19 protein-coding genes and 3 pseudogenes are annotated in these 25,150 nt (G+C 61.6%); 13 read left to right on the forward strand and 9 right to left on the reverse strand.

Going from position 1 to position 25,150, the window contains the following annotated elements:
• Positions 1–134: 134 nt before the first annotated feature.
• Positions 135–3,047: an aminotransferase gene (locus GN234_RS16660; RefSeq protein WP_176688791.1), complete on the reverse strand. Its 2,913-nt coding sequence runs from the start codon at positions 3,045–3,047 to the stop codon at positions 135–137.
• Between the two features lie 209 nt (positions 3,048–3,256).
• Here GN234_RS16660 and rfbB point away from each other — a divergent pair, with 209 nt between their 5' ends.
• The 7 genes from rfbB to GN234_RS16695 all read left to right on the forward strand — a co-directional run bounded on the left by rfbB (position 3,257) and on the right by GN234_RS16695 (position 10,392).
• Positions 3,257–4,339, forward strand: a complete 1,083-nt coding sequence (rfbB, locus tag GN234_RS16665) for a dTDP-glucose 4,6-dehydratase (RefSeq protein WP_109751947.1) — start codon at positions 3,257–3,259, stop codon at positions 4,337–4,339.
• On the forward strand, positions 4,336–5,211 hold the full coding sequence (gene rfbA, locus GN234_RS16670; protein ID WP_109751946.1) for a glucose-1-phosphate thymidylyltransferase RfbA: 876 nt from the start codon (positions 4,336–4,338) through the stop codon (positions 5,209–5,211). The genes rfbB and rfbA overlap by 4 nt, the downstream gene beginning before the upstream one ends.
• Positions 5,208–5,753, forward strand: a complete 546-nt coding sequence (gene rfbC / locus GN234_RS16675; RefSeq protein WP_176688792.1) for a dTDP-4-dehydrorhamnose 3,5-epimerase — start codon at positions 5,208–5,210, stop codon at positions 5,751–5,753. The genes rfbA and rfbC overlap by 4 nt, the downstream gene beginning before the upstream one ends.
• Positions 5,750–6,631 (forward strand): dTDP-4-dehydrorhamnose reductase, encoded by an 882-nt coding sequence (gene rfbD / locus GN234_RS16680; RefSeq protein WP_163855727.1) that lies wholly within the window; start codon positions 5,750–5,752, stop codon positions 6,629–6,631. The genes rfbC and rfbD overlap by 4 nt, the downstream gene beginning before the upstream one ends.
• A 71-nt stretch (positions 6,632–6,702) precedes the next feature.
• Positions 6,703–8,511: a sensor histidine kinase gene (locus GN234_RS16685; RefSeq protein WP_109751943.1), complete on the forward strand. Its 1,809-nt coding sequence runs from the start codon at positions 6,703–6,705 to the stop codon at positions 8,509–8,511.
• The gene (locus GN234_RS16690) at positions 8,508–9,899 is read left to right on the forward strand and encodes a sigma-54-dependent transcriptional regulator (RefSeq protein ID WP_116833951.1); all 1,392 of its coding nucleotides are present in this window, start codon (positions 8,508–8,510) and stop codon (positions 9,897–9,899) included. The genes GN234_RS16685 and GN234_RS16690 overlap by 4 nt, the downstream gene beginning before the upstream one ends.
• A 37-nt stretch (positions 9,900–9,936) precedes the next feature.
• Positions 9,937–10,392 carry a YiiD C-terminal domain-containing protein gene (locus GN234_RS16695; RefSeq protein WP_176688793.1) on the forward strand — a complete coding sequence of 152 codons (456 nt, stop codon included), beginning with the start codon at positions 9,937–9,939 and terminating at the stop codon, positions 10,390–10,392.
• Between the two features lie 90 nt (positions 10,393–10,482).
• On the opposite strand, the gene cysQ is transcribed toward GN234_RS16695, so the two are convergent.
• Positions 10,483–11,310: a 3'(2'),5'-bisphosphate nucleotidase CysQ gene (gene cysQ / locus GN234_RS16700; protein WP_116833950.1), complete on the reverse strand. Its 828-nt coding sequence runs from the start codon at positions 11,308–11,310 to the stop codon at positions 10,483–10,485.
• Positions 11,307–11,873 carry an ADP compounds hydrolase NudE gene (gene nudE, locus GN234_RS16705; protein ID WP_116833949.1) on the reverse strand — a complete coding sequence of 189 codons (567 nt, stop codon included), beginning with the start codon at positions 11,871–11,873 and terminating at the stop codon, positions 11,307–11,309. The genes cysQ and nudE overlap by 4 nt, the downstream gene beginning before the upstream one ends.
• Before the next feature lie 88 nt (positions 11,874–11,961).
• Here nudE and yrfG point away from each other — a divergent pair.
• Positions 11,962–12,625 (forward strand): annotated as a pseudogene (gene yrfG, locus GN234_RS16710) (GMP/IMP nucleotidase).
• 107 nt (positions 12,626–12,732) lie between these two features.
• Here yrfG and lysM read toward each other — a convergent pair.
• Positions 12,733–13,174, reverse strand: a pseudogene (gene lysM, locus GN234_RS16715) (peptidoglycan-binding protein LysM).
• Positions 13,175–13,309: 135 nt separating this feature from the next.
• Between lysM and GN234_RS16720 the strand changes: the two are divergent.
• The 4 genes and pseudogenes from GN234_RS16720 to GN234_RS16735 all read left to right on the forward strand — a co-directional run bounded on the left by GN234_RS16720 (position 13,310) and on the right by GN234_RS16735 (position 18,254).
• Positions 13,310–14,197 carry a LysR family transcriptional regulator gene (locus tag GN234_RS16720; RefSeq protein WP_109751935.1) on the forward strand — a complete coding sequence of 296 codons (888 nt, stop codon included), beginning with the start codon at positions 13,310–13,312 and terminating at the stop codon, positions 14,195–14,197.
• A gap of 93 nt (positions 14,198–14,290) precedes the next feature.
• Complete coding sequence (gene fdhD, locus GN234_RS16725; protein ID WP_176688794.1) at positions 14,291–15,130, forward strand: formate dehydrogenase accessory sulfurtransferase FdhD; 840 nt, start codon at positions 14,291–14,293, stop codon at positions 15,128–15,130.
• A pseudogene (locus GN234_RS16730) lies at positions 15,127–17,476 on the forward strand (FdhF/YdeP family oxidoreductase). The gene fdhD and the pseudogene GN234_RS16730 overlap by 4 nt, the downstream one beginning before the upstream one ends.
• A 295-nt stretch (positions 17,477–17,771) precedes the next feature.
• Entirely contained in the window at positions 17,772–18,254 is a 483-nt protein-coding gene (locus GN234_RS16735) for a glycine zipper domain-containing protein (protein ID WP_176688795.1), read from the forward strand.
• A gap of 86 nt (positions 18,255–18,340) precedes the next feature.
• On the opposite strand, the gene GN234_RS16740 is transcribed toward GN234_RS16735, so the two are convergent.
• The 3 genes from GN234_RS16740 to GN234_RS16750 form a co-directional block, all read right to left on the reverse strand.
• On the reverse strand, positions 18,341–18,760 hold the full coding sequence (locus GN234_RS16740) for an acyl-CoA thioesterase (protein WP_109751931.1): 420 nt from the start codon (positions 18,758–18,760) through the stop codon (positions 18,341–18,343).
• Between the two features lie 45 nt (positions 18,761–18,805).
• Complete coding sequence (locus GN234_RS16745; protein ID WP_163855746.1) at positions 18,806–20,032, reverse strand: 3-hydroxyacyl-CoA dehydrogenase; 1,227 nt, start codon at positions 20,030–20,032, stop codon at positions 18,806–18,808.
• Between the two features lie 107 nt (positions 20,033–20,139).
• Positions 20,140–22,068 (reverse strand): RecQ family ATP-dependent DNA helicase, encoded by a 1,929-nt coding sequence (locus tag GN234_RS16750; protein WP_109751929.1) that lies wholly within the window; start codon positions 22,066–22,068, stop codon positions 20,140–20,142.
• Between the two features lie 255 nt (positions 22,069–22,323).
• Here GN234_RS16750 and GN234_RS16755 point away from each other — a divergent pair, with 255 nt between their 5' ends.
• Positions 22,324–23,388: a S8 family peptidase gene (locus GN234_RS16755; protein WP_163855750.1), complete on the forward strand. Its 1,065-nt coding sequence runs from the start codon at positions 22,324–22,326 to the stop codon at positions 23,386–23,388.
• A gap of 81 nt (positions 23,389–23,469) precedes the next feature.
• Here GN234_RS16755 and GN234_RS16760 read toward each other — a convergent pair whose 3' ends face one another.
• Together GN234_RS16760 and GN234_RS16765 are read right to left on the reverse strand one after the other, a co-directional pair.
• Positions 23,470–23,724, reverse strand: a complete 255-nt coding sequence (locus tag GN234_RS16760) for a colicin E3-like toxin immunity protein (protein WP_116833943.1) — start codon at positions 23,722–23,724, stop codon at positions 23,470–23,472.
• A 7-nt stretch (positions 23,725–23,731) separates the two neighbouring features.
• The gene (locus GN234_RS16765; protein WP_163855755.1) at positions 23,732–24,979 is read right to left on the reverse strand and encodes a colicin E3/pyocin S6 family cytotoxin; all 1,248 of its coding nucleotides are present in this window, start codon (positions 24,977–24,979) and stop codon (positions 23,732–23,734) included.
• Positions 24,980–25,150: the final 171 nt, after the last annotated feature.

Here is a 25,150-nt window from a genome sequence, read left to right on the forward strand (position 1 = left end):
TAAACCCCTATGCGAGCGAGCTTGCTCGCGATAGCGGGAAGCCAGCCACATTAATGTTGGCTTGGACACCGTCATCGCGAGCAAGCTCGCTCCCACAGGGGAACACAGCTTCGCAGCTTGGCGTTCCAGATCGATTACAGCCCCTCGTTCAATACCTTCGCCAGCATATCGACGAAGAAATCCACGCTCTGGCGCGTGGTGACCATCGGTGGCTTGATCTTGAGGATGTTCAGGTAATCGCCGGTCGGTTGCATGAAGATCCCCAGCTCTCGCAGGCGGTTACACAACGCCGTGGTTTCTTCAGTGGCCGGCTCCAATGTGGCGCAATCGCGGATCAGTTCCACGCCCAGGTAGAACCCGGAGCCATGCACCGCGCCAACCAACGGATAGCGGTCGATCAAGGCCTCCAGCCGAGCCTTGAAATGCCCGCCAACCACGCGGGCGTTTTCCCAGAGGTTTTCCTCTTCCATGACATCCAGCACCGCCATGCCGATCTGGCAGCTGACCGGGCTGCCACCGGCCGACGAAAAGAAATACCCCTCGGCCTCCAGCGCCTCGGCGATTTCCCGGCGGGTGATGACCGCGCCCAGCGGCTGGCCGTTGCCCATGCCCTTGGCCATGGTGATGATGTCCGGGACCACGCCTTGCTCTTCGAAGCCCCAGAAAAACTCACCCATGCGCCCATAACCGACCTGTACCTCGTCGGCGATGCAGACCCCACCGCGCTCGCGCACCATCGCGTAGACCTGCTTCAGGTAACCGGGCGGCAGTGCGATCCCGCCGGCATTGCCGTACACCGGTTCGCAGATGAAACCGGCGAGCTGGCGCTTGCTCTCGGCGATTTTCGCCAGGTTGTGTTCGACGCTGCGCACGTAGTCCGGCGCACTGTCGGGGCCACGGAATTGGCCGCGATAGGTGTTCGGTGCGGTCACCGGGTGCACCCAGTCCGGGCGGCTGCTCAGGGCCTGGGGGTTGTCGGCGATGGAGGTCGAGACCGCATCGGCCGCCACCGACCAGCCGTGGTAGGCCTCCAACACGCTGAGCATGTCCCGTCCGCCGCTGTAGGCCCAGGCCAGGCGGATCGCCAGGTCGTTGGCCTCGGTGCCGCTGTTGACCAGGAACACCCGGTCCATGTTGGACGGTGACAACGCCAGCAGGCGCTCGGAAAAATCGGCGATCGCCGCATAGTGGAAACGCGAGTTGGTATTGAGCAGCGACCACTGCCGGGCAGCCACTGCCGCCATGCGTGGATGGCCGTGGCCCAGCACGGCGACGTTGTTGAGCATGTCCAGGTACGAGCGGCCCTGCATGTCGATCAGGTGGTTGCGCCAGCCACGCTCGATACGCGGCGGGTCGACGTAGTAGTGCTTCTGCGAACGGGCAAAGCTCGCATCGCGACGGGCCAGCAGCGCCTCGGGGTCGATCTCCGGCTCAGCATCGCAAGCCAGCCCCAGCAGCACCGCCGGCGAAGGGCAAAGCGCTTGCCAGGCCAGGGCACGGGAGGGCGTGCAGAACAGCGGCGGATTCACCTGCCCCCCTCTGCACAACTGGACCCGCAACGGCCCCGTCACTTCGCCCAGCACCTGCCCCTTGACCAGCGCCGCGCCGGAATGCAGCGGCGACGTCACACCCCATAGCCGCACGCTCAGCTGGGCACTGTCCAGTTGCAACAAGCCCTCGGCGCTCTTGTGCACGACCCCGGCGAACGGCGATTCGAGCGGTGTACCCCGAGGCACACTCAACTCTACGTGCAGTGGATAAGTATCGGGCTCGACGGCGCTGTCCGGTCGGGTGCGGGATAACCGGTACTGTCCGTAGCGGCTGGCGGCCAGACCGTGGACGCCAGCGGCTTCGCTCAACAGACGCTGGTCGATCCCCGGTTGTTCCCAATTGCCGGCCTCGAAATGCGGGCTCAGCACACCCAGGTCTATCAAGGCGAACTCACGCCCTACCAGGGTCGGCAACAGCGGCGCAAAGCCTTCGCTGGCAATGGCCGGGAGGCTGTGGCCGACGGCGGTGAGAATCGCCGCTTCCATCAGTTCGAGGGGCACCGAGTGGGCGACCTGGAAAATCTCCCACTCATGGGCCAGGTTGTCGCGGCTGTATTGGTTATTTGGGTCGATGGAAACCTGCTGTTCACCACTGAGCACCAGCACCGCGGCACGCGCCACGATCAGCGGCCACAGCGCCAACAGCTCCTGGCGCTGCAAGGGGTTGATCGCATGGTAGGCCTTGATCGCCGGCAAGATGAAGAACGGGTCGCCGTCGGCGTGATGCAGCAGGGCCGCGCACGTCACCGACAAGTCAGTGATGCGCCAGGTACGGACCAGGTCGCCAAAATCGATGACGCCCTGCAATTGCCACTGGCGCTGGGCATCACGCTGCCAGACCACGTTGTCATCGGTGATGTCCATGTGGATCGCCTGCACCGGCAGGCTGGCCTTGAGCGGCTGCAAGCGTCGCTCGGCCTGTTGTGCGACCTCGGCGACCAGATGGCGCCGTTGTTCATCCTCAATGACAGGCAACAGGTACTCGACCAGAGCCGGGGCGTGGCGCGCGTCCCATTGCAGGGTGCGCTCCAGGCCAGGGTGGTCGAATGTCGCCAGGGCCAGGTCCATTTCCGCGCACAGGCGGCCCAGGCCGGTCACCAGTTCGGGCGTCAAATGCTTGAGCTGCGTGAGGGACTGGCCATCGATGTACTCCAGCAGTCGCATGTGAACCGCTTGGCCGTCGACGTCCAAGGTCAGCAGGTCCTGCCCGTTGCTGGCGGTAATCACTCGCGGCACTTTTACCGCGGCGTGTCCGGCCAACTGCTTGAGGGCGGCGTGCTGAGCCTGGATTTCCGGGACAGCGTAGTCGCCGTGGCAAATTTTCAACACAAAGCGCCCGCGGTCGCTGTCGACGCGGTAGTTGAGGTCCTGGTTGCTGCCAAGGGGTCGCAGGTCGCCGCTGAGTCCGTAATTCGAGCGCAACAGCACCAGCGCTTGCTCGGCGCTGATCTGTGGGCTTGGCAAACTGGCACGGTGAACCAACGTAGCGAATGGCATACAAGGACCCCTGAAGTGGTTTTGTTCGGATGCCTATCTCGCCACTGAGTCGGGGGATAAGCAACCCCTCCTGTTCAAAAATATGCACAGTCTTCCTGAAACGCCGTGTTGGGAGGGCGTGTCCATGGGATATTCGCTTGCACCGCTCCCGCCATGCCGACAAGCTATGCTCTTGTGCTTTGTCGTCCAACGGAAAAAGGCTTAACCGGATGCGCATTTTCATCACTGGCGGTGCTGGCTTCATCGGCTCGGCGCTCATACGGCACTTGATTCTCGATACCGAGCACCAGGTCCTGAACTTCGACAAGCTGACCTACGCTGGCAATCTCGAATCGCTGAGCAGCATCGATCACGACAGCCGTTACGAATTCGTCCAGGCCGACATTGTCGATCAAGCGACTGTCAGTGCGGTGCTCGCGCGATTCAAGCCTGACGCCATCATGCACCTGGCGGCCGAGTCCCATGTAGACCGCTCCATCGATGGCCCGGCGGACTTCATCCAGACCAATATCGTGGGCACCTACAGCCTGCTGGAAGCCACTCGCGCTTATTGGCAGGCCCTGGCCGAGCCGCAGAAGCGCGCGTTTCGCTTCCACCACATCTCCACCGACGAAGTGTATGGCGACTTGCACGGTGTGGATGACCTGTTTACCGAAACCACCGCCTATGCCCCCAGCTCACCGTATTCGGCGAGCAAGGCGGCGTCCGACCACCTGGTCCGCGCCTGGCAACGTACCTACGGCTTGCCCGTGCTGCTGACCAACTGTTCGAACAACTATGGTCCGTTTCACTTCCCCGAGAAGCTGATCCCACTGGTAATTCTCAACGCACTGGCCGGTAAGCCGTTGCCGGTCTACGGCAACGGCCAGCAAGTACGCGACTGGCTGTTCGTCGAAGACCATGCCCGCGCGCTGCTCAAGGTCGTCACCCAAGGCACGGTCGGCGAGACGTACAACATTGGCGGGCACAACGAGCAGAAAAACATCGACGTGGTACGCAGCATCTGCGCGCTGCTCGAAGAACTGGCGCCACGCAAACCCGAAGGCGTCGAGCACTACGCCGACCTGATCAGCTTCGTCCAGGATCGCCCCGGCCACGACCTGCGCTACGCCATCGACGCGAGCAAGATCGAACGGGAACTGGGCTGGACACCTCGGGAAACCTTCGAGACCGGTCTGCGCAAGACCGTGCAGTGGTACCTCGAAAACCTGCTGTGGTGCCAGCGTGTCCAGGACGGCAGCTATCAGGGCGAGCGCCTGGGCTCGCTCGACAACAAGGATGCAATTGCATGATGAAAGGCATTGTTCTGGCCGGCGGTTCCGGCACACGCTTGCACCCGATTACCCTCGGGGTTTCCAAACAGCTACTGCCGATTTATGACAAGCCGATGATCTATTACCCGATCTCGGTGTTGATGCTCGCGGGCATCAAGGACATCCTGATCATTTCCACCCCTCAGGATCTGCCGCAATACCGCAACCTGTTGGGTGACGGCCATCAGTTTGGCGTGCAATTCAGCTATGCCGAGCAGCCGTCGCCCGATGGCTTGGCCCAGGCATTCCTGATTGGCGAGCAGTTCATTGGCGGCGACTCGGTGTGCCTGATCCTGGGCGACAACATTTTCCACGGTCAGTATTTCGGCGAGCAATTGCAGACGGCCATCAACCGGCCAAGTGGCGCGACGGTGTTCGGCTACTGGGTCAAGGACCCTGAGCGTTTTGGCGTGATCGACTTCGACTCGCAAGGGCGGGCGATGTCCATCGAGGAAAAACCCACCGCGCCTAAATCCAGCTACGCGGTGACCGGCCTGTATTTCTACGACAACGACGTGATCGAGATCGCCAAGGCCATCAAGCCATCCAAACGCGGCGAACTGGAAATCACCGACGTCAACAATGCCTACCTGCAACGCGGCGACCTGCATGTCGAGCGCTTCGGCCGTGGCTTCGCCTGGCTGGATACCGGCACCCACGACAGCCTGCTGGAAGCCTCGCAGTACGTGCAAACCATCGAACATCGCCAAGGCCTGAAAGTGGCGTGCCTGGAAGAAATTGCCTACCAGCAAGGTTGGGTCAGCCGCGAGCACATCCTTGAGCGCGCCCAGTATTTTGGCAAGACCGGCTACGGCCAGTACCTGTTCAAGATCGCAGGAGAAACACGTTGAACGTCATCGCTACCCGTTTGCCGGATGTCCTGATCATCGAGCCGAAAGTCTTCGGTGACGATCGGGGTTTTTTCTACGAAAGCTTCAACGCCCGGGCGTTTGCCGAGGCGACAGGCTCTACCCTGCAATTCGTCCAGGACAACCATTCACGCTCCACCCGGGGCGTGCTGCGGGGCCTGCACTACCAGATCGAACAGGCCCAGGGAAAACTCGTGCGCGTCACTGCCGGGGAGGTGTTGGATATCGCGGTGGACATTCGCCGCAGCTCGCCGACCTTCGGTCAGTGGGTCAGCGTACGCCTGTCGGCGCAGAACCATCGGCAGATGTGGGTCCCGCCAGGGTTCGCCCACGGCTTCGTCGTGCTGAGCGAGTCGGCGGACTTCCTCTACAAGACCACTGATTACTACGCGCCCTCCGCCGAACGTTGCATTCGCTGGGACGACCCGCAACTGGACATCGACTGGGAGCTCGAAGGTGCACCGGTCCTCTCGACCAAGGACCAGAACGGCAAGACCTTGCACGAGGCAGACCTGTTTCCATGAGTGCTTCCTTGCGCATCTTGATCATCGGCCAGCATGGCCAGGTTTCCCGGGCACTGCAATCGCGCCTGTCCGGCATGGGCGAGTTGCTCGTACGCGGCAGCGACCAGTTCGATCTGGCGCAACCGGATTCCCTGCGTACGCCCATCGAGGCCCTGCGGCCCGGCCTGATCATCAACGCCGCCGCCCACACGGCCGTCGATCAGGCCGAGAGCGAACCGGAACGGGCGTTCGCCATCAATGCCATGTCCCCGGGTATCCTGGCCCAGGCGGCGGTCGGGCTGGGCATCCCGTTGATTCATTACTCCACCGACTACGTCTTCGATGGTCTCAAGCCCGCCCCCTACACCGAGGACGACACGCCCAATCCGCTGAGTGTCTACGGACGCAGCAAACTGGCCGGCGAAAATGCCATCCGCCAGGCCGGCGGCCTGCACCTGATTCTGCGCACCAGTTGGGTGTACTCCACCGAAGGCCGCAATTTCCTGTTGACCATGCAGCGCCTGTTGCAGGAAAAACCGCAGCTGCGGGTGGTGGCCGATCAGATTGGCGCACCGACCTGGGCGGGCACCATCGCCGACAGCACCGCCCAACTGATCGAGCGCTGGCAAGCCGGCCGACCCGGCGCGTGGGGCACCTATCACCTGACAGCCCAGGGCGAGACGTCCTGGTTCGGTTTCGCCCAGGCCATCGGCGAAAACCTGCTCGAACGACACAAACCGTGCGCACTGCTTGAGCCCATTGCGTCGAGCGCCTATCCGACTCCCGCCCCTCGGCCGCTGAACTCGCGCCTGGATTGCACGCGCCTGTTCAGGGAATGGGGAGTGAGCCAGCCGGACTGGCGAAGCGCGTTGCAACGGTGCCTTGCCGGACAAGCCTAGTGCTGCCTTACAAATAGTATTTGCGAGGCAACTAGGCATAATACGCCTGTCACCACAGGCGCCCGATGCTCATGAATTCCACCCTTCCCCGCAGACCCCGTTGGCGCAGCCTGGCCTTGCTCGCGATGTGCCTGGCGCCGCTGCTGTGGCCATTGGAGCACTTGGCCGAACGTTATTACCGCAGCGAACTGGCCGGGCAGAACCGCCAGACCCTGGACCTCTATGTCGCCAACCTGTTGGGCACCCTGCACCGTTATGAGATGCTGCCACAGATTCTCGGCGACCTGCCGGCCTTGCGCGCCGCCTTGTCGGCACCGGACGATGGCGTGACCCAAGGCAATGCCAACCAGCTGCTGAAAAACATCAGCGTCCAGACCGGTGCCGAAGTCATGTACCTGATGGACCCTTCCGGCAAGACCCTGGCCGCATCGAACTGGGACAAACACGACAGTTTCGTCGGACGCAATTTCTCCTTCCGGCCATACTTCATCGAAGCCATGGCCGGGCGCCTGGGCCGTTTCTTCGGTTTGGGCACCACCTCGGGCAAACGCGGTTACTTCTTTGCCGCTGCCGTGCGCGAGCGCGAAAAAGTCATCGGTGTGCTGGTGGTCAAGGTCGACCTGGATCACACCGAAAGCCTGTGGGGCAAGACCCCCGAACAATTGCTGGTGACTGATCACAACGGCGTGGTCATCCTCACGTCGCGACAGGAATGGCGATTTCGCGCGACCCGGCCCCTCAATGACGACGAGCGCAAGGCCATCAGCGCGGTACAACCTTATCCAACCCGCGATCCCAAGCCGCTGAACCTGGACGCCAATGCCTGGCTGCCCCAGACCCAATCCATCGAGGAAACCGGCTGGAGCGTAAGCATTCTCGCCCCGCGCACGCTGATCGATCGGCCGGTGCGCACCGTGGTCGCCATCGGAGGCGCGGCATTGCTGGTCTTGATGTTGTTGCTCGGGTTGATGATGCAGCGCAGGCGCCATTATCTGGATCGAATCGCCTTCGAAGCCAAGGCCCGCCACGAGCTGGAGGGCCGGGTGGCCGAGCGTACCAGTGACCTGGAAGGGCTGAACCGGCGATTGAAGCAGGAAGTACTGGAGCGCGAGCAGGCCCAGCAGGAATTGGTCCGTGCCCAGGATGACCTGGTGCAAGCCGGCAAGCTGTCGGCCCTGGGCACCATGTCGGCGAGCATCAGCCACGAACTCAATCAACCGCTGGCAGCGATTCGCAGCTACGCGGAAAACGCCGAGATTCTGCTCGACCACCAACGCACCGAAGACGCCCGGGGCAACCTCAAGCTGATCAGCGAACTGACCGGGCGCATGGCCTCGATCATCGCCCACCTGCGCGCCTTTGCCCGCCGCGACCGCCATGCCCCGGAAAGCGTCGCCCTGCAACCGGCGCTGGACGATGCCCTGGCACTGCTCGCCAAACGCCGGCGCAGCATGGAAGTGGAACTGATCCGTGACCTGCCGGCCGCCACGCTGTGGGTCGAAGCCGGCGAAACCCGCCTGCGCCAGGTACTCGGCAATCTGCTGGCCAACGCCCTCGATGCGCTTACCGAAAAAGGCCCGCCACGCAAACTCTGGCTCAGCGCCCAAGCCACCGAAACCGGCGTCAACCTGTACATCCGCGATAACGGCCCAGGGTTTTGCATGGAAGCCCTGGGTCGCGCCGGCGAACCCTTCTATACCACCAAGACCCGCACCCAGGGCCTTGGCCTGGGGTTGGCGATCTGCGACACCCTGATGCGCGCCTTTGGCGGCGAACTGTCGTTCGCCAACCACAAGGAAGGCGGCGCCCTGATTACCCTGAAGCTGCGCGCCGGCGCCCCCGGGGTGAGCCTGCAACCGTCCGAGGACCGAAGTGTATGACCATCGATAACCGGATTGAGGTGGTGCTGATCGACGACGATCCCCATTTGCGTCAGGCCTTGAGCCAGACCCTCGACCTGGCCGGCCTGAAAATCCTGCCCCTGGCCGAAGCCAAGGGCGTGGCCGGGCAACTGCCCCGTGACTGGCCGGGTGTGGTAGTCAGTGATATTCGCATGCCGGGCATGGACGGCCTCGAACTACTGCACGAACTCCATGCCCAGGATCCTGAGCTGCCGGTGCTGCTGATCACCGGCCACGGTGACGTACCACTGGCAGTACAGGCGATGCGCGCCGGGGCCTATGACTTTTTGGAAAAACCGTTCGCCAGCGATCATCTGCTCGACAGCGTTCGCCGGGCCCTGGCCCTGCGCCGATTGGTGCTGGACAACCGCAGCCTGCGCCTGGCCCTGAGCGATCGCCATGAACTCAGCGCTCGCCTGGTCGGCCAGTCGACACCGATGCTGCGCCTGCGCGAGCAGATCGGCGCACTGGCCGCCACCCGCGCCGACGTGCTGATCCTCGGTGAAACCGGCGCCGGCAAGGAAGTGGTCGCCCGTGCGTTGCACGACCTTTCATCCCGCCGCAACGGCCCCTTCGTCGCGATCAACGCCGGAGCCCTGGCCGAGTCGGTGGTGGAAAGCGAGCTGTTCGGCCACGAACCCGGCGCCTTTACCGGCGCGCAGAAACGCCGTATCGGCAAGTTCGAGTTCGCCAACGGTGGCACGCTGTTTCTCGATGAAATCGAAAGCATGAGCCTGGATGTCCAGGTCAAGTTGCTGCGTCTGCTGCAAGAACGCATGGTGGAGCGACTGGGGGGTAATCAACAGATCCCGCTGGATATCCGCGTCATCGCCGCGACCAAGGAAGACCTGCGCCAGGCCGCCGATCAGGGGCGTTTTCGCGCCGACCTGTATTACCGCCTGAACGTCGCGCCGCTACGCATACCGCCGTTGCGCGAACGAGGGGAGGATGCGCTGATGCTGTTCCAGCACTTCGCCGACGAAGCCAGTGCTCGCCATGGCCTGCCGCCCCACGAATTGCTGCCGGCGCAACGGGCACTGCTGTTGCGCCACAGCTGGCCGGGCAATGTGCGCGAACTGCAAAACGCCGCCGAGCGCTTTGCCCTGGGCCTGGAACTGGCCTTGGACAACAGCGCGCCGGACGGCAGCCCCGGCGCACCGGTGGAGGTGGTCAGCGGCGGCCTGAGCGAGCAGGTGGAAAATTTCGAGAAAACCCTCATCGCCGCCGAACTGGCCCGCCCCCACAGCTCGGTGCGCAGCCTGGCCGAAGCTCTCGGCATCCCACGCAAGACCCTGCACGACAAGTTGCGCAAACACGGCCTGACCTTTGGCGACAGCAGCCACGGCTCGCCCGATGAATCCGATTGAATTTTCCTCGTCATCCTTTCAAGCAAGAGGCCCCGCAATGAACCGCGACAGCCGTTACCTGGAATCGATCCTGCACCACGACATCCCCTTGACCCGGGACATGGGCCTCAAGGTGCTTGATTGGCAGGCCCGGCAACTGCGCCTGTCCTTGCCGCTGGCGGCCAACGTCAACCACAAGAGCACCATGTTCGGTGGCAGCCTGTATTGCGGCGCGGTGCTGGGCGGCTGGGGTTGGTTGCACCTGGCCTTGCGTGAGGAAGGCATCGAAGACGGGCATATCGTGATCCAGGAAGGGCAGATCAGCTATCCACTGCCAGTGACTCGCGACGCGACCGTGGTCTGCGAAACGCCTGAGGAAAAGCTCTGGAAACGCTTCCTCGCCACCTACCGGCGTTACGGACGGGCGCGACTGGCCTTGCAGACGCAGGTGATGAACAGCGGCAGCAATGACGTGGCGGTGCAGTTTGAGGGGCAGTACGTGTTGCACCGCTGAAACAGGCGCATGACCCTGTGGCGAGGCACTTCTGTGTGGGAGCAAGCTTTACTCCCACAATCCTCTCTGCCACAGGGGATTGAGCCGGGCTCAGGAGCGAGCAAGCTCCAACAACTTCCCACGCCACGCCGCTTTCGCCGGCAACGCCAGGAACGACGCATTCAACAGCGACTCCCGCGGTGGGTAACAGAACGGCTCACCGCCCAAATCCAACACCTCGCCACCCGCTCCTTCCAATACCCCCTGGGCGGCGGCAGTGTCCCACTGGGACGTCGGCGCCAGCCGTGGATAGCAATCCGCCGCGCCTTCGGCCACCAGGCAGAACTTCAATGAGCTGCCGATGCTGGTCAGTTGCAATTCACCCAGGCTCCCACTCAAGCCATCCAACAGGCGCTCCTGCTCGGGGCTGGTGTGTCGCCGACTGGCGACCACAGTGAAAGCCTCGCCCGGCGCCAGGACATTACGCACCGCGATAGGCGAAGGCTCGCCGCCACGATCGCCACGCCAGGCACCCAGCCCTGCGCCGCCAACGTAAAAGCGCCCATTGGTGGGCATCGACACCACACCGAACACCACGCGCCCCTGTTCCACCAACGCAATGTTGACGGTGAACTCCTCGCTGCCGGAAATGAATTCCTTGGTTCCATCCAGCGGGTCCACCAGCCACCAGCGTTGCCAGCTGGCACGCACGCTTTGGGCAATATCGGCGTCTTCTTCGGAGAGGATCGGAATATCCGGGGACAGCGCCAACAACCCGGCCACGATCACATCATGAGCGGCCATGTCTGCGGCGGTCACCGGCGACTCATCGGCCTTGTGGTTGACCTGCACGTTGGCGCGCCAGAACGGCAGGATCGCCTCACCGGCCTTGAGTGCCAGCTCGACCACAGGCGCCATCAACGGATGAGGGTAAGTCATGACAGGAACACTCCACGCTGGGCCAGCAGGTCACGGGCCAGGTACAAAGCCGCCAAGGCCCGGCCCTCCGTGAACTGCGGGTTCTGTGCCAGGGCCGACAGTTCATGCAGGTTGACCTTGTCCACACGCATCGGCTCGGGCTCATCGCCCTCCAGCCGCTCTTCATACAGGTCAGTTGCCAACACCACCTGGATTTTCTGGCTCATGTAACCAGGAGACAGCGACAACTCGGTCAGGTGTTCCAACTGTCGCGCACCGAAACCGGCCTCTTCCTTGAGTTCCCGCTCAGCCGCCGCCAACACGTCTTCACCCGGCTCGATCAAGCCCTTGGGCAGGGACAGTTCATAGGCGTCGGTCCCCCCGCAATACTCCTCCACCAACACCGCGTGGTCGGCGTCGAGCATCGCCACGATCATCACCGCGCCGTAACCCGCGCCCTTGCTCGCCAGACGTTCATAGGTGCGCTCCACACCGTTGGAAAAACGCAATTTCAGTTCTTCCACGCAAAACAGGCGGCTGGTGGCGACGATCCGGCGATCGAGTATGGTGGGTTTCTGGCGCATAAACGGCTCCCTGGGCGATAGCGGGCTACTATACCCGGCCTATTCTGATTGTTTGTGTCGGATATCCGATTACCGCTGGAGAAGTTTTATGGCTTTGCTGCCCTGGCATGAGATCGATACGGTTCTGCTGGACATGGACGGCACCCTGCTGGACCTGCATTACGACAACCATTTCTGGCTCGAACACCTGCCCCAGCGCTACGCCGAGTTGCATGGCGTGAGCCGGGCGATGGCCGAGATGGAGCTGCAGCCATTGTTCGAGCGCAATGCCGGCCAGTTGCAATGGTATTGCCTGGACTTCTGGAGCAGCGAACTGAAACTGCCGGTGCGCGAACTGAAGTTGGAAACCGCGCACCTGATTGCCTTGCGCCCGGACGCCGATACCTTCCTGGCGGCGATCCAGCGCGCCGGCAAGCGCGTGGTGATGATCACCAACGCCCACCGCGATTCGTTGTCCCTGAAGCTGGAGCGCATCGAACTGGCTCCCTACTTCGAGCGCTTGATCAGTTCCCACGACTACGGCTTCCCCCAAGGAAAACCCGCAATTCTGGGACGCGCTGCAAGCCGACCTGAATTTCGACCCGGCCCACAGCCTGTTCATCGACGATACCCTGCCAGTATTGCGCAGCGCCCGGGACTTCGGCGTGGCGCACTTGCTGGCCGTCAGCGAGCCGGATAGCCGCAAGGGGCCGAAGGATACGGGGGAGTTCGAAGCGCTGGGGGATTACCGGGATTTGATCGCCGGCCTCTGACAGGACCAGTGTGGCGAGGGAGCTTGCTCCCGCTCGGCTGCGCAGCAGACGCATTGGGGTCGCTTCGCAACCCAGCGGGAGCAAGCTCCCTCGCCACAGGGGCCCGGTTATTCAGGGATACGCAACACCTGCCCCGGATAGATCTTGTCCGGGTGCGACAGCATCGGCTTGTTGGCCTCGAAGATCTTGTTGTACTTGTTCGCGTCGCCGTACTCGGCCTTGGAGATGGCACTGAGTGTGTCGCCCTTCTTCACGGTCACGAAACGCGCGGCTTTTTGCCACCGGACCGGTCACCGTGATCTGGTCGTCAACACTGCCGACACCGGCGATGTTGCCCACCGCTAGCAGGATCTTTTCTTTCTCTTCCTGGCTCGCGACTTCACCGGTGACGATGACCTTGTCGCCCTCGATCGTCGCCTGAACGTTCGGATTGCCCAGGCCGACCTTTTCAATGTGCTGTTTCAGTTGTTCGCTGGCATTGGCATTGCCAGGGGTCAGCAGATCGATCAGCTTTTCACCTGCTTCTTTCACGAAGCTAAAGATACTCATGGCACACGCTCCTTGGGTTTAAGTGTCCAGACGCCAAAGACTAGACCAGGCGAGCCGAACCCGGTTCCCAGCCGACCAATGACCCCACCCCCCACAAGCGCTAGAATCCGACTCTTCCTGCGCCTTGGAGCGAAGATGGACATCAAGCAGCTGAAATTTCTTATTGCGCTGGACGAAACCCGCCACTTCGGCCAGGCCGCCGCTCGCTGCCACATCACCCAGCCGACCCTGTCGATGCGCCTGCGCAGCCTTGAAGAGGAACTCGACCTGCCGCTGGTCAACCGCGGCCAACGCTTTGAAGGCTTTACCGCGCCGGGAGAACGGGTGCTGGCCTGGGCGCGCACGGTACTGGCAGCCTATGACGGGCTGCAGGCCGAAGCGGCGGCCTGCCGTGGCAACCTGGTGGGTACGCTGCGCCTGGGCGTGGTGCCGTTGTCGGACTTCGACCCGCTGGCAATGATGCAACGCTTGCACGCCGAGCACCCCAACCTGCGTTTCGAATTGTCGTCCCTGAGCTCCGAACGCATCCTTGAACAGCTGGCGAACAACCGTATCGACCTGGGTATTTCCTACCTGGAACGCCTGGACAACGAACGCTTCGAGGCCCTGCCCTTCAGCCACACCCGCATGGGCCTGCTCTATGACCAGCGCTTTTTCTTTTTCGGCGAACAACCGCTTAGCTGGGAAGCGCTGATCGAACTCCCCCTGGGCATGCTCACCAGCGGCATGCATTTTCGCCAATCCATCGACCATAACTTCCACAGCCGGGGCCTCACGCCACAACCGCTGTTGCAAACCGACGCGGTGCATCAATTGTTACAAGCTGTGCACGGCGGGTTGTGTTGTGCAGTGATGCCCTTGGACAGCGGCCTGAACGTCCTGACCGAAGACTTGCGCATCCAGCCCATCGAAAGCGCGCAGACGTTGGTCCCGCTGGGTCTGATCATGCGCCGCGCCGCCCCACGCTCGGCCTTGGCCGAAGCGTGTTTTGCCCTCTATCAGAAATCAGTAACGACTTCTTGATCGACGTCATCTATTGAGAGATCAGTAATAGCGATTAGACGTGGCAGATTGCCGCATTTAGTCTTAACACTATTCCTACTCTCAGTGATGCCTATGAACGACAAGCCTCCGGTCAGTCCAGCGCCTGCGATGGAAACATCCGCGCCGGTCGCCAGCCAGAGCTATCGCTACTGCAATCTGGACCGCTCCCATTCGGACAGCACCGCGCTGGCCGAGGAAGTGGCGCTGGCGATTGCTTATAACGGCATCAGCCAGGCGGTCATGCTGGTCACTCCCACCGACCTTGAAGACTTCATTGTCGGCTTCAGTCTCGGCAGCGGCATCATCGAAGACGCATCGGACATCTATGACCTGCAACTGAGTGGCACGGGTGCCGCGCACCACGCCCAGGTGACCATCGCCAACCGCGCCTTCTGGAACCTCAAGCAGCAACGCCGGCAGTTGGCGGGCACCAGTGGCTGCGGGCTGTGCGGCGTGGAAGCGGTGGAGCAGGCACTGCCAAACCTCAAGGTGCTGCCCGGCGCGCCGCTGCCGCCGGCGCAATGGCTCGAAGGCCTGCGTGACCGTATCGGCCAGTTCCAGCCCCTGGGCCAGTACTGCGGCGCGGTCCACGCCGCGTTGTTCATGAATGCCCAGGGCGAATTGCTGCTGGGCCGCGAAGACATTGGCCGGCACAACGCCCTCGACAAGCTGATTGGGGCATTGGTCCGGCAGCGGATCCCGGTGTCCGGTGGCGTGGCGATCGTCACCAGCCGTTGCAGCCTCGAATTGATCCAGAAAGTACTGCGTGCCGGCATCCAGACCCTGGTCAGCCTGTCGTCGCCCACGGGCCTCGCGGTGCAGTGGGCCCGCCAACACAACCTCAACCTCATCCACCTGCCGCAAAAAAGTGCGCCGCGGGTCTACAGCCCTGCGATGGAGAAACAAGCGTGAGCAATCATCAACAAGCCGACCAGAAACCCGTACCGCGCTACAAGCCCTATAAGGGTCCCGCCGGTGGTTGGGGTGCGCTGATCAGTGTCGCTCAGGCCTGGTTGACCAGCGACAATGCGCTGAAAAACATCCGCATGATGCTCAAGACCAACCAGAATGGCGGTTTTGACTGCCCAGGCTGTGCCTGGGGCGACTCACCGGAAAGCGGCATGGTCAAGTTCTGCGAGAACGGCGCCAAGGCGGTGAACTGGGAAGCCACCAAGCGCCGCGTCGATGGTGCGTTTTTCGCCAAGCACAGCGTGACCTCGCTGCTGGAGCAGAGCGACTACTGGCTCGAGTACCAGGGTCGCCTGACCGAGCCAATGCGTTACGACGCCGAAACCGACCGCTACAAGCCCATCAGTTGGGAAGCGGCGTTCGCCCTGGTCGGCAAGCACCTGCAAGGGCTGTCCAGCCCTAACCAGGCCGAGTTCTACACTTCGGGCCGGGCCAGCAACGAAGCGGCCTACCTGTATCAATTGTTCGTGCGGGCCTACGGCACCAACAACTTCCCCGACTGCTCGAACATGTGCCATGAGGCCAGCGGCGTAGCGCTGGCCCAGAGTGTCGGCGTGGGCAAGGGCACGGTGACCTTCGACGACTTCGAGCACGCCGACGCGATTTTCGTCTGGGGCCAGAACCCCGGCACCAATCACCCCCGGATGCTCGAACCGCTGCGCGAGGCGGTCAAGCGCGGTGCCCAGGTGGTGTGCATCAACCCGCTCAAGGAGCGTGGCCTGGAGCGCTTCCAGCACCCGCAGCACCCGCTCGAGATGCTCACCAACGGCGATAAACCCACCAACACCGCGTACTTCCGCCCCGCACTGGGCGGCGACATGGCGATATTGCGCGGCATGGCGAAGTTCCTGCTGCAATGGGAACGTGAGGCGCAGAACACCGGCGCTGCGGCGGTGTTCGACCACGCATTCCTTAACGAACACAGCACCAACGTGCTGGATTACCTGGCCGTTGTCGACGACACCTCCTGGGAGCAAATCGTTGAGCAATCGGGGCTGCCCCTGATCGAAATCGAGCAAGCGGCGCGCATGTACGCCAAAAGCGAGAACGTGATCATGTGCTGGGCGATGGGCATCACCCAGCATCGCCATTCGGTGGCGACCATCCAGGAAATCGCCAACGTGATGATGCTGCGCGGCAACATCGGCCGACCAGGCGCAGGCCTGTGTCCGGTACGCGGCCACAGCAACGTTCAGGGCGACCGGACCATGGGCATCAACGAGCGCCCGCCAGCGGTGTTCCTCGATGCGCTGGAGCGACGCTTCCAGTTCAAGGTGCCACGCGAGAACGGTCATAACGTGGTCGAGGCAATCCATGCCATGGCCGACGGCCAGGCGAAGGTGTTCATCGCCCTGGGCGGCAACTTCGCCCAAGCCACGCCAGACAGCCATCGAACGTTCCAGGCCTTGGCCAATTGCGACCTGACAGTGCAGATCAGCACCAAGCTCAATCGCAGTCATCTGGCCCACGGCAAGGAAGCGCTGATCCTGCCGTGCCTGGGCCGCACCGACATCGACCTGCAAGCTGAAGGCGCGCAAGCGGTGACCGTGGAAGACTCCTTCAGCATGGTGCATGCCTCCAATGGCCAGTTGCAGCCGCTGTCGAGCCAGATGCGCTCCGAACCGTGGATCATCGCCGGCATCGCCGCCGCCACGCTGGGCAGCCGCCCGGTGGACTGGAACTGGCTGGTGGCCGACTACAGTCGAATCCGCGACCTGATCGCCGACACTGTGCCCGGCTTCAAGGACTTCAACGAAAAACTGAAGAACCCCGGTGGATTCTATCTGGGCAACAGCGCCGGTTCGCGGCGCTGGAACACCCCGTCGGGCCGCGCCAACTTCAAGCCCAACCTGTTGCCGACCGACCTTGTGCATGAACGCACCCGCGCCACCGGCCAGTTGCCCGACCTGATCATGCAGTCCATGCGCTCCCACGATCAGTACAACACCACCATCTATGGCCTGGATGACCGCTATCGCGGCGTAAAGGGCCAGCGTGACGTATTGTTCGCCAACGAAGCGGACATCATTCGCCTGGGCTTCAAGCCGGGACAGAAAGCCGACATCGTCTCGCTCTGGGATGATGGCCGCGAGCGTCGGGTCAAGGGCTTTACCCTGCTGGCGTTCGACATTCCTGCCGGGCAGGCTGCGGCCTATTACCCGGAAGTGAACCCGCTGGTGCCACTGGAAAGCACCGGCGACGGCAGCCACACCCCCAACGTCGAAATTCGTCGCGATTCGCCTGGAAGCGGCGAGCGAGAATGGGTTGATCCTGGCCAAGTCGGCCTGACACGACCCTGCTTGGATCATGCGGACCTGTGGCGAGGGGATTTATCCCCGCATCACGCCCAACGGGGATAAATCCCCTCGCCACAAAGTACTTTCCAGCGCCCACAAAAAAGGCCGTTTTCCATAGAAAACGGCCTGTCCGCGAAGTAGCTACAGACCGACCAATTCGCCTTAAGTTCCCACCTAAAAACAATAACTTAGAGAATTGTGCACAAGTCGTGCTACTCGTCGGATTTCTATTGTAAGCAAGCGAAGCGAGCCTCAGGATCGCGCCGTCATCCCTTTGAGGCTCCTCTATGAAGTTCTCCTCCATTCTCTTGTTGTCCCTTAGCCTGGCCAGTGGCGTCGCTTCTGCCGGTGGTACTGCCGAAGCAGGTGTGGGCGGCGCATTGGGCGGGGTTTTGGGTTCGGTCGTCGGCCAGTCCCTGGGCGGCAACACCGGTTCCACTATCGGCGCGGCGCTGGGCGGCGCGGGCGGCAGTGCGGTCGGTGCAGACAAACATAGCCGCGGCGAAGCGGCCATCGGCGGCGCGCTGGGCGCAGCCGGCGGCAACGTGGTTGGCCGTAGTGTCGGCGGCACCACCGGCAGCCTGATCGGTGCGGCAGCGGGCGGCGGCGCCGGTGGCGCGCTGGGTAACTACATGGGCAAGGACGACGACGATGATCGTTATGAAGGTCGCCGTGGTGATCGTCGCTACTATCGCGACGGCCATCCGGGTCGCGGCCATGCCTATGGGCATCGCAAGCACAAGCATAAGCATCGCTATCACGATGACTGACCGCTGGCTTTAAATCCCAGTTGGTAAAAGATCGCAGCCTTCGGCAACTCTTCCAAGAGCCTGACCGGAAGCTGCGATTTTTTGGTTCAGACCACCAACCGTTCCAAAGCCCCACGTAGCCGATCCGGAATCGCCACCGGTCGATTCGACGCCCGATCCACGAATACGTGAACAAAACGCCCCGCCGCACAGGCCTCCTCCTCGCCCAGCTTGAACACCGCCAGTTCGTACTGCACCGAACTGCTGCCCAGTTTCCCGACCCGCAGGCCGATTTCAATCCGGTCTGGAAAGGCGATCGAAGCAAAGTAGTCACAGGCCGAACTCACCACGAACCCCACTACCTCTCCGTCATGGATATCCAGGCCGCCGACTTCGATCAGGTAGGTATTCACTGCGCTATCGAAGAAGCTGTAGTAGGTGACGTTATTGACGTGACCGTACACATCGTTGTCGTGCCAGCGCGTGGTGATGGGTTGCAAGTGTGGGTATTCATTGCGTTGCGGCATCAGGTGTCCTTTACGATTGTTCAATGATCTTGACGTGACATGGCCTCAGGCCTGCGCGAAACCCTTGCCCTGCGCTGCCAGCTCGCCGATCAGGCGCGCGGGCTTCCATTGGTCACCCTGCCTCGTTTCGAGCTCCAGCAGGCGTGCGTGGATATCCTCCAGCCCCTGCCCGTCGGCCCAGGCCATCGGTCCGCCCTTGTCCACAGGGAAGCCGTAGCCATTGAGGTAGACCAGGTCGATATCGTGGGCTGACTCGGCAATGCCTTCCTGGAGGATCTTCGCCCCTTCGTTGACCAACGCCAGCAAGCAACGCTCAAGGATTTCCTCCGGGCCGATCACGCGACGCTGGAAACCCAGCGCGTCACTGACCCGTAGCACCAGCGCATCAACCTCGACATCATGCTCGGCCTGTCGACTGCCCGGCTCGTAGTGATAGTACCCATTGCCGCTTTTCTGGCCGAACCGTCCCAGCTCGCACAACCGGTTGTCCACCTGCACCTCGGGTGCGTCCTGGCCCTTGCCCGCCAGTTCACGGGCACGCCATTCCAGATCGATGCCAACGACGTCGTACATACGGAACGGCCCCATGGCGAAGCCAAAGCCTTGCAACGCAGCATCCACCTGATGGGGAAACGCCCCCTCCAGCAGCATCTTGCGCGCCTCCAGCACATAAGGATGAAGCATTCGGTTGCCGATGAACCCATGGCAATTGCCCGAGACAACGCTGACCTTGCCCATGCGCTTGCCGAGCACCAGCGCCGCATCCAGTACCGCGGTGGAGGTTTTTTTGCCGCGAACGATTTCCAGCAGCCTCATGATGTGCGCCGGGCTGAAGAAATGCAGGCCCAGGACCTGGGTTGGCCGGCGAGTGACAGCGGCGATGGCATCGATGTCCAGCGCCGACGTGTTGCTCGCCAGGATAGCCTCGGGCTTGAGCAAGCCGTCCAGCTCGCGAAAGATGGTCTGCTTGAGTTCCAGGTTTTCGTAGACGGCTTCGATCACCAGGTCCACATTGCGGATCGCCGCGTAATCATCCGCCCGTGTCACCCGGGCGATCCGCGCGTCGGCCTCGCCCTGGTCGATACGGCCCTGGCGCACGCCATGGGCATAGGTCTCGGCCACGGCGACCAGTGCCTGCTCGAGCATCTGCGGATTGTTGTCGACCCACTGCACTGCCACGCCAGCGTTGGCCAGGCACATCACGATGCCCCGGCCCATGGTGCCTGCACCGACCACCGCCGCACGCTGAATATCGAAAGGTGTCTGGCTCATGTTTGCTCTCTTATTGGCGATCCGAAGACAGCCTTCACCTTAGTCAGCCGCCGAATATTTTTGAAATTTATTCGTGTGATGAAGGGCATTCAGCGGATGGATGCAGCTCACAGGTGCGCTTGAGTCCATTGGCGAACCTGCGCGTACGGATACTCTTGCAGTGCGGCATATCCGCGGATCGTCCGCGCCTTCAAGCGAGTGAACAACGGCACACTGATCCCACACAGGAAGCGGGTGAGGCGTTCGGCAGACGGCACACTGCCGCTGTGCTGCTCATGCTTGTGGATAAAGTCACCACACAGCGCCTCGAAGTTTTTATCCACAAGCGCCGGCAACGCAGGCGGCTCTGGCAGGCGCGCGACATGACCATGGCACACAGAACAGTGACCGCACTGGCGTGGCGCATTGTCGTCGCCGAAATACTGCGCCAGGCGATAACCCAAGCAATGGTCGGTGGCGAACAATTCGAGCATGGCGTGGATCCGCGCGATTTCACTGTGCTCGTGCCGGGTGAAATAGGCATGTAGCTCGGCGCTCAAGACCTGCGCATCCAGGTCCGCTTCCAGCACGCTGTACACCTCGGTCATCTGTTTGCTTTCCAGCTCGATCCAGCCCTTTTCCTGGAAATAATCCAGCGCCTTGACCACGCGATTACGCTCAGCGTGATACTGCTGGTACATCCCGTCGAAATTCACCGTGGCCCAGGTCCGGGCGCGACTGGAAGTCTGGATGATGGCCGAGACGAAGTCCCTTCGCTCGCCTTCGAAGCGCTCCAGCAGTTCATGCGGCTCAACCAGGAACTTGAAGCGGTACTCCGCGAAATAGGCATAGCGCGGCGCGATCAGCCGGCGTAGCTCCAGCTGGACCAACAACGTCTTGAGCGGCAGTTGCCGGATGTTGCTCTGGTCCGCCAGTGGTCCCAGCAAAAATTCCCATTGCCCATCGGGGGCGGCGGCCTTCAGTTCGTCGAGCACGCAACGAATGCCGGCGAGCTCCGGCGTATCGCCATACACAAAATTCTCCAGCACGTTGAGACTGTCGCGATTGGCCAGCACCAGGCAATCGGAAGGCTGCCCATCCCGCCCGGCACGGCCGATCTCCTGGCTGTAGTTTTCGATGGACTTGGGCAGGTCGAAATGCACGACGTTGCGGATATCGCTCTTGTCGATGCCCATGCCAAACGCGATGGTCGCGACGATACAATTGGATCGCCCGCCCATGAAGCGCTGCTGGATGGCTTCGCGTTGTTCATGGGGCAAACCGGCGTGATAGGCCTCGGCCTCGATACCGTGCCGGCCCAGATGCTCGGCAATCTGTTCGGCGGTTCGCTGCAAGGTGACGTAGACAATGCTCGGTTGCCCGGCACGTTCGCCCAGCCATTGCACCAGCCGCGCGCGCTTGTCGGCACCCCGCACGGGCTCGACCAACAGATTGAGGTTTGGCCGGTAGAAACCGGTCGTCACCACATCAGTGGCGGCAATGGCGAATTTCGCCTGCATGTCGGCGATGACCTTGGGTGTAGCGGTGGCCGTCAGTAGCAATACCTGGGGAATGTTGAACTGATGCTGGTAATCGGGAAGCTTGAGGTAGTCAGGTCGAAAGTTATGCCCCCATTCCGAAATACAGTGAGCCTCGTCCACCACCAGCAACGAGATCGGCACCTGCTGCAGGAAATTGCGAAAACGCTCGTTCTTCAGGCGTTCCACGGAAATCATCAGGATCTTCAACCCACCCGAACGGGCCCGCGCCATGGCGTCGCTGGTTTCGTCACGGCCCTGGGCCGAATCGATACTCGCCGCCGCGATACCGTGGCGCTTGAGGAACGCCAGTTGGTCCTGCATCAGCGCCAGCAACGGCGAGACCACCACGGTCAGGTGCGGCAATAACAGGGCCGGCAATTGATAGCACAGGGACTTGCCCGAGCCCGTAGGGAAAATGGCCGCCGCCGACCGACCGGCAAGCACGGCACCGATGGCCGCCTCCTGGCCGGGACGAAACTGTGGATAACCGAAAACCTGTTCCAGGGTGCTGTGCATGCGCGGTCGCTCCTTTGACTGCTGCGATGCCCAAAGCCTAGCGGGCCAACGCAGCGAGTCGAGAAAAGGTCGGGGTCAAAAACGATACTGGATGATACAGCCTCGGCGTTCTTTGGCTTTGCCACAAAGCGATACAACCCCGGGCTCTCTGCTATCTCGTTCCCATTCAGTTTGCGGGTTAAGGTACGCGTCCAATTCAGGCGTTACATCGAGGCCAGGAGGCCTGGTGTGCAAAACTTGTTCAAGGAATGAACGATGCCCTACCCATTTCTCGCGCTATGCGCCCTGGCGATAACGTCAGCCTTCCTTCTGTCCGGTTGCCTGGCAACTCCAGGGCAACCTGGCGTGGAACCAGCCGTGTTTGAAACTCCGGAATATCACGCACAGAGAGGCTTGGCGGTGGTCAAGGCTTCGGCCTTGTATGCACGCGGCGGCACGGGCCAGGACGTAACCGTGGCGCTGATCGACTCGGGGCTCGACGCCAGCCTGGAGGAATTCGAAGGCAGGCTGAGTGATCCCGGGTTCGATTACGTCGAAAACCGTCCAGGTACGATTGACCGTGTCGGCCATGGTACGCAAATGGCCGGCATACTCGCCGCCAACAAGGACCACCAGGGCATGCATGGCATCGCGTTCAATGCCCGACTGATCCCCTTTCGCTTTGGCGATGACAACGAGCCGTTCTTCTTCGACAGCGAAATTGCCCAATCCTGGCAAAGCGGCTTCGACAAGGGTGCCCGGCTGTTCAACAACTCATGGGCCAACGCGATTCCCGCCACCGAAATAAACGAAGCGCGCTACAACCAGGTAATGCCCGACGCCCTGGCCGTTGCTCGAAAGCTGGTCGCGGACGGCGCCGTGTTTGTCTTTCCCACCGGTAACGAGCTCAAACGCGAGCCCCTGGCCGAGCCAGGACTGCCGGTCGCCTTGCCGGAACTGGAAAAAGGCTGGATCGCAGTGGTGGCGTTAAGAAGCGACGGCAGCGCCATTAACGCAAAATCCAACTATTGCGGCGTCGCGGCAGCCTGGTGCATCGCGGTACCCGGTGGCGATGCGGGCGCACAGGCAGGTCTGCTGACGGTAGGCAAAGATGGGCGCTACATGCAAACCGCCGGCACCTCCCCTGCCGCCGCCCTGGTCAGTGGCGCACTGGCCGCCCTGCAAAGCCTTTATCCACAACTCGGCCCACAACAAGTGCGCGAACACCTGCTGGCGACAACCAATCGCACGGGTATCTACGCCAATAGCGAAGCCTATGGCAGAGGGCTGATGGACCTTGAGGCGGCTTCGCGGCGCGTTCCTGGGCCAATGGTTGACTGAGTCTTTGCAACGTGGTCGGAAGAAGTTGCAGAAGCAACGGGAGAGCATTCATCGTTGCGTTGAGAGAGGAGAGTCTGGTGGTCACCAGACATCCCGATAATCAAAAGATACTTGGTAGTCATACATCGACAAATCCAAAGCATGTTCGAAATGTGGCTGTAGTATCCCAGCCCACTCATCATTTACGTTAAAACCACCCACATTAATATTGTCCTCTACAGGAACCCCAAGAGCATCAAGCACCCAAGGGTCGTCGCCGAAATCTTTCGAGTACTCACGCCCCTCTCCGAGCTCAGTTTTTTTGTCATACCAACTCAACTTCAGTTTTAATCCCATACGCTCCTCACAAATATTTTTTTATATTACGATTTCGTTTAGGGGGATCAATTTGCTCGCCCGTTAAATGATCATAAGAACCTAGATGGCTCCCATCGCTTGCACGGTATGCCTCTAGCTCGCCGTGCATGAAATCCCACTCGTAAATAGTTCTCCCTTTTTTATCGATCCAGCGCTCTCGAAAGCCACCGCCGCCCTGGCGCGGCGTCTTTTGTTTGGCGATCTTTAAGTCAGAAAAGCCAGTAATTTCCTCTGTCTTCGGTGCCCTATGATAATCATGCCCCGCCTCGGGCAGGCCTTTGCGCCGAATGTTGAAAACAACATACAACGGCGAAACCCCAGAATCCGCCGGAAACACAAGAATGAAATCCTTGTACTCCGGTGGATAGATCGGGTTGACGATGATGCTGTCCGCCGCAGGCGTTGGCGGAAAAATCCAGATGTGCGGCGCCTGTGGCGCGGCCTCCAGCGCCGGGATGCCCAACGTCGCGGATGCATCGACCGCCGGCGTCCAGATCAACTCGACCCCATCGCCAAAGTCCGCCACTTGCTGCTCGCCGCGAACCTGGAACGTCACCACCGGAATCATTTCCCAGTCACGTCGCGCCTGGGTGTTGTAGCCGTACCCCTTGAGCGTGCCATCGGTCTGGGTTTCGATATGCAACCGCACCCGCGTACGTGCCTGCTCCAGGGAGCGCAGTTGCTCTTCGGTGTACAACGAACCGTCACCCAGGTTCGTGGGCATCAGCAACCCCACCAGGCCGATCAGCACACCCGCCGCCACAGGAGCGGTGACCGCGCCAGCAGCCCCGGCCGCCATACCAAGGGAAACCGGCGGCGTCCGACCCAAGGCAAACGTGCCAAAGCTTGCCGGTAACGACCCGCTGATGCTCTTAAGCTGAATGCGCCCTGACTCATCGGCTTGACGTCCACCCAACAAGGTAAACTGGCCGTAGTCCCTCAGGGCTTCAGTCGGGATGTAACCGGTCGGGTTGTGGTAGTCGATAACGGAATCAGGCAGCTTGCAGGACTTTGCAAATACGCAGCCCTTCATGTCGGAGGGTTGCTCTTCGCGCACCTGGGCCAGACGCTTGCTCATGTACGCCGCTTGCCTGGCGAGCATGTCCTCATAGGCCTGCTGATCGGCGCCTCTTTTCGCCAGTTCGCTGGGCGTCATGTCCCGCAGGATCCTGTAGCCCCGATCGCCACCGTAATGCTCCCAGACCTGCGGAACACTACCCTTTCCTTTCGTCATGCTTCGTCCTTGCTCGGTAGCCATTACCCCATTGAAAGGGCGTGGCGAACCTTACCGGGCGACCAAAGGATTACTCAGCAGACGGTTCCGAGACTGCTGTGAGATCTTTCTTCTTTTCCAATGCGCAGCGATTTCCCCCTAAACTTTCCCTCTGTACAGACGCGCGCCAAC

This window comes from Pseudomonas bijieensis (assembly GCF_013347965.1).
GTDB classification, from domain to species: domain Bacteria; phylum Pseudomonadota; class Gammaproteobacteria; order Pseudomonadales; family Pseudomonadaceae; genus Aquipseudomonas; species Aquipseudomonas bijieensis.